Source organism: Oryzifoliimicrobium ureilyticum (genome assembly GCF_037199735.1).
GTDB classification, from domain to species: Bacteria; Pseudomonadota; Alphaproteobacteria; order Rhizobiales; family Rhizobiaceae; genus Rhizobium; species Rhizobium ureilyticus.
In genome coordinates this window covers 670,112-676,771 of the sequence record NZ_JBBBVQ010000001.1, presented here as the reverse complement: position 1 = coordinate 676,771, position 6,660 = coordinate 670,112, and the positions used below count along the sequence as shown (strand labels likewise).

General features: G+C 54.8%; 5 protein-coding genes. 1 reads left to right on the top strand and 4 read right to left on the bottom strand.

Annotated features, from left to right (window positions below):
- The first annotated feature begins 130 nt into the window (after positions 1-130).
- A complete protein-coding gene (locus VQ830_RS03225) occupies positions 131-736 on the top strand; it encodes a class I SAM-dependent methyltransferase (protein ID WP_337266595.1) in 606 nt (201 codons plus the stop codon).
- 180 nt (positions 737-916) lie between these two features.
- Here the strand turns inward: VQ830_RS03225 and hupB are convergent, their stop codons facing one another.
- From hupB to VQ830_RS03205, 4 genes are all read right to left on the bottom strand, one after another.
- Positions 917-1,192, bottom strand: a complete 276-nt coding sequence (hupB, locus tag VQ830_RS03220; protein ID WP_337266594.1) for a DNA-binding protein HupB — start codon at positions 1,190-1,192, stop codon at positions 917-919.
- A 336-nt stretch (positions 1,193-1,528) separates the two neighbouring features.
- Positions 1,529-3,946 (bottom strand): endopeptidase La, encoded by a 2,418-nt coding sequence (gene lon, locus VQ830_RS03215; protein ID WP_337266593.1) that lies wholly within the window; start codon positions 3,944-3,946, stop codon positions 1,529-1,531.
- A gap of 426 nt (positions 3,947-4,372) precedes the next feature.
- On the bottom strand, positions 4,373-5,650 hold the full coding sequence (clpX, locus tag VQ830_RS03210) for an ATP-dependent Clp protease ATP-binding subunit ClpX (protein ID WP_337266592.1): 1,278 nt from the start codon (positions 5,648-5,650) through the stop codon (positions 4,373-4,375).
- 283 nt (positions 5,651-5,933) lie between these two features.
- Entirely contained in the window at positions 5,934-6,563 is a 630-nt protein-coding gene (locus VQ830_RS03205; protein ID WP_337266591.1) for an ATP-dependent Clp protease proteolytic subunit, read from the bottom strand.
- Positions 6,564-6,660: the final 97 nt, after the last annotated feature.

Sequence of the window (6,660 nt, the reverse complement as noted above, 5' to 3'; positions counted from 1 at the left end):
CAATCTGTCCGGCGGAAAGAAGAACTTTGCCGATCGGCGCGATTGCCGGTCAAAACATAACCGAACCCAAGGAAAAGCCGCCAAATGGTGGTGTTCTGCCCCTTGAGTTCTTTCATTGGAGACAAGCATTATGAAAACGCGCGAAGAACGACAAGCTCAAAGAGCGGCAATGCCTCGAACGACGCTCGGTGCCTATCATCTCGAACACGCGCGACTGCTGCCAGACCGAGGAGAGCTTCTTTATCGCATTCCGCATGGGGGCGTGGCGGTGGAAGTCGGTGCTGCATTTGGAGAATATTCGCGCGAAATTCTGGAGAAGAATCAGCCACGCAAGCTCTACCTGATCGATCCCTGGAGCATGGACCGTTACAGCTCGGGTTTGGCTGAGATCGAATCGTCCTTCGCCCGCGAAATCCAAGAAGGCAGGCTCGAGCTTCGGCAGGGAACGTCCTTAGAGAAACTTTCGGAGTTCGAGAGTGCCTCGATCGACTGGGTCTATATCGATACCGATCATTCGTTTGAATTGACCTGGCAGGAACTCGTGCTGTGCGATAGCAAGGTCAATCGCACCGGCCGGATTGCCGGCCATGACTTTTGCACCGGCAATACCGTTAAGCCGATTGTCTATGGCGTCGTGGAAGCCGTTACGAAGTTCTGCAAGGACTATGGTTGGCAGTTTGAGTTTCTCACTGTCGAGTCGCACGCGCATTTCTCATTCTGTCTTAAGCGGCTATAGCGCCATTCGCTACAAACGAAAAAGGGGCCGGCTGACGCCGGACCCCTTGATGTCGTGAGCAAGAAACGTTCTATCGCGATCAACGAGCTAGACGCTAGCCGCCGACCGCGACATGTCGGAGTTTCAGGCAAAGATCGCGCCTTATGGCGCAACCTGCACGCTCACTCCAGACAGCTAGGATTAGCTGTTGACGGCATCCTTCAGGCCCTTGCCGGGCGTGAACTTAGGCACGTTGCGTGCAGGAATATCAACTTCCGCACCCGTCGAAGGATTGCGGCCCTTGCTTGCTGCGCGATGAGAAACGGTGAAGCTGCCGAAACCGGCGAGGCGAACATCGCCCTTCCCCTTCAGCTCGTTCTGAACGACTTCGAAAACGGCATCGACTGCAGAAGCGGCGTCTGCCTTCGTCAATCCAGCCTTATCGGCAACAGCGGCCACGAGTTCATTCTTATTCATGTTTCCACCCCTTTCATTTGGTTCGAAACAATTCAGCGATAAGCTAGGCGCTCAATGCAAATTCATCAGGCCCGCCGAGACCCAAAAGCCCTGTGAATCATGGAAAATCAAGCGTATCCCAGCGGTTTTCACAAAAAAGGCCGGCGTTTTCCGCCAGCCTGTGATGCTATTTTATCGCAATCCTGATTTCCAAGCCTGAACCATGCAAACTATTGCACGATCAGGCATGGGAGAGGCGGCCTTCACCGAGACTCACAGCACGCTCTCAAACACCGTGCTTGTCACGATCAAAGCTAAAAAAAGCGCCCGGATGAGGCCATCCAGGCGCTTTTGCTGTTAATGGGCGACGGAGGCCGAGGTGTCGTCCATACCGTCGACGCCGGCAATCACGGGCGTCTCAACAGTTCCGTCCCACTCAATCGGCTCCGGGCGCCGAACAAGTGCATGCTTGATCACTTCCCCCATGCGCGACACGGGAATGATCTCCATGTTGTTCTTCACGTTGTCCGGAATCTCTGCCAGATCCTTGGCATTTTCTTCTGGGATCAGAACCTTCTTGATCCCACCGCGCAAGGCAGCAAGAAGCTTTTCCTTCAAGCCTCCTATCGGAAGAACCCGGCCGCGCAACGTGATCTCTCCGGTCATCGCGACATCCTTTGAGACGGGAATGCCGGTCATGATCGACACGATCGCGGTTGCCATCGCCACACCAGCCGATGGACCATCTTTAGGGGTCGCACCTTCCGGAACGTGCACGTGGATATCGCTCTTATCGAAACGCGGCGGCTCGATGCCGAAATCAACCGCGCGGGAGCGGACATAGGAGGCCGCTGCCGAGATCGATTCCTTCATCACATCCTTCAGGTTGCCGGTAACAGTCATGCGACCTTTACCTGGCATCATGACGCCTTCGATTGTCAGAAGCTCACCACCGACCTCTGTCCAAGCCAGTCCGGTAACAACGCCGACCTGATCCTCGCGCTCTGCTTCGCCATGGCGGAAGCGCGGCACGCCCAGATAGTCGTTGATGTTTTCGGCTGTCACATGGACCGCCTTGGTCTTGCCCTTGATGATCTCTGTCACCGCCTTACGAGCAAGCTTCATCAACTCACGTTCGAAGTTACGAACACCGGCTTCACGTGTGTACTGCTGGATCACCACCATCAGCGCTTCATCGGTGACCGAGAACTCGTGAGGCTGCAGCGCGTGCTCTTTGATCGCCTTCGGCAGCAGGTGCCGCTTGGCGATCTCACGCTTTTCGTCCTCGGTGTAGCCGGCAATACGGATGATTTCCATGCGGTCCATCAAAGGAGCCGGGATATTCAACGTATTGGCCGTCGTGATGAACATCACGTCCGACAGATCATACTCAACCTCAAGATAGTGATCCATGAAGGTCGAGTTCTGAGCAGGATCGAGCACTTCGAGAAGAGCCGACGAAGGATCACCGCGGAAGTCCATTCCCATCTTATCGATCTCGTCGAGAAGGAAGAGCGGGTTGGACTTCTTGGCCTTTTTCATCGACTGGATGACCTTACCAGGCATCGAGCCGATATAGGTACGACGATGTCCCCGAATTTCGGCTTCATCGCGAACCCCGCCGAGCGCCATGCGAACATACTCCCGCCCTGTCGCCTTTGCGATCGACTGCGCGAGCGACGTTTTACCCACACCGGGAGGGCCTACGAGGCACAAGATTGGGCCTTTGATCTTCGTCGCGCGAGCCTGAACGGCGAGATATTCGACAATCCGTTCCTTCACCTTATCAAGACCGAAGTGATCCGATTCGAGGATCTTCTCAGCATTGGCAAGATCGGTCTTGATCTTCGACTTTTTGCCCCACGGAATACCCAACAGCCAGTCGAGATAATTGCGCACGACCGTGGCTTCGGCGGACATCGGGCTCATCTGACGAAGCTTCTTCAGCTCGGCATCGGCCTTCTCACGCGCTTCCTTGGAGAGCTTGGTCTTGGAGATGCGCTCCTCGAGTTCTGCCATCTCGTCACGGCCTTCTTCGCCGTCACCGAGTTCCTTCTGGATCGCTTTCATCTGCTCGTTCAGATAGTACTCGCGCTGGGTCTTTTCCATCTGGCGCTTGACGCGCGAGCGGATGCGCTTTTCAACCTGAAGGACAGAGATCTCACCTTCCATAAAGCCCAGCGCCTTTTCCAGGCGGCCCTTAACGCTCGTGGTTTCGAGCATCTCCTGCTTTTCACTGATCTTGATTGACAAATGGGAAGCAACCGTGTCAGCGAGCTTTGAATAATCCTCGATTTGGCTAGCGGCACCAACGACTTCCGGAGATATCTTCTTGTTGAGCTTGACGTAGCTTTCGAATTCGGAAACGACCGAGCGCGACAGAGCTTCAAGCTCGACTGCATCATCATCGGGCTCCTGAAGGATGTGGCCCAAAGCTTCATAGAAATCTTCCCGATCGGTATAACCGTCGATTTCCGCGCGAGCTCGACCTTCGACAAGCACCTTTACGGTCCCATCGGGGAGCTTCAACAGCTGCAGCACGTTCGCCACCGTGCCAACCTTGTGAATAGCGGAAGGATCAGGGTCATCGTCGCTCGCATTGATTTGCGTCACGAGCATGATCTGCTTTTCAGATCCCATCACCTCTTCAAGCGCACGGATCGACTTTTCCCGCCCAACGAATAGCGGCACGATCATGTGGGGGAAGACCACGATGTCGCGCAAAGGCAGAACAGGATACGCGGTGCTGCTTGCAACTGACGTTTTCTTCGTCATGTTTCATTCCTTTCCATCGTCCCGTTTCCGGGCTCTCTCGGTGCGGTCCCAAAGAGGCGACCATCACTCTCACTTGGTACACAAGTGGAGGCTCCGATTATCATTTTCAACCCGCAACCACGCAGCCCTCCCCCGATTGCGACAGTTGCATGACGAACGCAATACTGACCGGCTCTCTGCCGGCATTCCTCCCCTAGCCCATCATTTTCAATGCACTACACACGGATCCAGAAGGAATCACGTAATCTTCGCTAGAAACTTATGAAAAGCAACTATAGCAAATTTGCCGGGCCAGCCTTGCACAAGATCGCACGCTGGCTACTTATCCAAATAAAAAGGGGCCTGCATCGCAAGCCCCTCTTTAATGTCGTCTGCCTCAGCCATCCCGCCGAAGCATATTTTTTCCCGTCGTTACGCCTCGCCCCATTAGGCAGAAGCGTTTGCCTTTTCATCCTGCCGGTCGGCATAGATGTACAGCGGGCGAGCTGAGCCCTTGACGACTTCTTCCGAAATCACGACCTCGCGGACACCCTCCAGTGCCGGCAACTCGAACATCGTGTCGAGCAAGATCTTTTCCATGATGGATCGCAGGCCGCGCGCGCCTGTCTTGCGGATGATCGCACGACGGGCGATTTCGCGGAGCGCATCCTCGTGGAAGGTCAGTTCGACATCTTCCATCTCGAAAAGGCGCTGATACTGCTTGACCAATGCGTTCTTCGGCTCCGACAGGATCTGGATCAGCGCATCCTCATCCAGATCTTCCAGCGTCGCCAAAACTGGCAGACGGCCGATGAATTCCGGGATAAGGCCGAACTTTACGAGATCTTCCGGCTCCAACTCGCGCAAAACCTCACCGACGCGGCGATCGTCAGGCGCCTTCACGGTTGCTCCAAATCCGATGGACGTCTTCTCGCCGCGAGCAGAGATGATCTTATCAAGCCCGGCGAATGCGCCACCGCAAATGAAGAGGATATTGGTCGTATCAACCTGCAGGAATTCCTGCTGAGGATGCTTACGGCCACCCTGCGGCGGAACGGACGCTACCGTGCCTTCCATGATCTTCAGGAGCGCCTGCTGAACGCCTTCACCCGACACGTCACGCGTGATGGAAGGGTTATCGGATTTGCGGGAAATCTTGTCGACTTCGTCGATGTAGACGATACCGCGCTGAGCGCGCTCAACGTTGTAGTCGGCCGCCTGAAGCAGCTTCAAGATGATGTTTTCGACGTCCTCACCGACGTAACCTGCCTCGGTCAGTGTCGTTGCATCAGCCATGGTGAACGGCACGTCAATGATGCGTGCTAGTGTTTGTGCGAGATAGGTTTTGCCGCAACCCGTCGGGCCGACGAGCATGATGTTGGACTTTGCCAGCTCGACATCGCCGTTCTTCGAGGCATGCGCGAGCCGCTTGTAGTGGTTGTGGACAGCCACCGAGAGAATTTTCTTCGCCTGGCGCTGGCCAATCACGTATTCGTCAAGCACCTTGATGATGTCCTGCGGCGTGGGAACCCCATCGCGCGACTTCACCATGGAAGACTTGTTCTCTTCACGGATGATATCCATGCACAATTCGACGCATTCATCGCAGATGAACACCGTCGGTCCGGCGATTAGCTTCCGGACTTCATGCTGGCTTTTTCCGCAGAACGAACAATACAGAGTGTTCTTGGAATCACCGCCGTTGCTGCCGCTGACCTTGCTCATATCACTTTCCTTCCAGCACACCGCGTTCCAAAACTGAAACTGCGGTCAAACAATCGCCCACCGACCGATTTGAGCTTCGACCGGAAAAGCTAGGGGTTACGAACCGGATCCTCAACTCAAGGTGCCGGCGGCAGCGAAAACCCCTTCTATGCCGAATGCTATGTCATGAAACTTCAACATAGCATTAATACTCAATCTCGGCTCATTCACGGATGAATCAATGGCACTGTTCAACCAAAAATGGGATAGAACTGTGGCAGTAAAACATCATGGCGAGGCATCATCAAGCCGAATCGCCTTCAATTTCAGCACGGGACGTAAGCACCTTATCGATGACGCCCCAGTCGCGCGCCTCGCTCGCATCCATAAAATGGTCGCGATCAAGGGTTTTTTCAACCTCTTCATAGGTCCGGCCTGTGTGCTTGACATAGACCTCGTTCAAGCGGCGCTTCATCTTAAGAATGTCGCGCGCGTGGCGCTCAATGTCCGAAGCCTGCCCCTGGAAACCGCCTGACGGCTGATGCACCATGATGCGCGCATTCGGCGTTGCAAAGCGCATATCCTTGTGCCCTGCCGCCAGAAGGAGAGAACCCATCGACGCAGCCTGACCGATGCAAAGCGTCGATACGGCTGGCTTGATAAACTGCATCGTGTCGTAGATCGCCATCCCGGACGTGACAACGCCGCCCGGCGAATTGATGTAAAGAGCGATTTCCTTTTTCGGATTTTCCGCTTCCAGGAAGAGAAGCTGGGCGCAAACGAGCGTTGCCATATGATCTTCGACAGGACCCGTCATAAAGATGATCCTCTCCTTGAGGAGACGGGAGTAAATGTCGTAGGAGCGTTCACCGCGGTTGGTCTGTTCAACGACCATGGGCACGAGAGCCAAAGCGGTATCAACTGGATTTTTCATGTGCGTCCTTTGCGAGCGTCTTTCACGGCAGTAGCCGGAATCAAAGAGAATGCGTCACTCCCTACATAGAGTGTGGAAGCCCTTCACTTCAAGACAC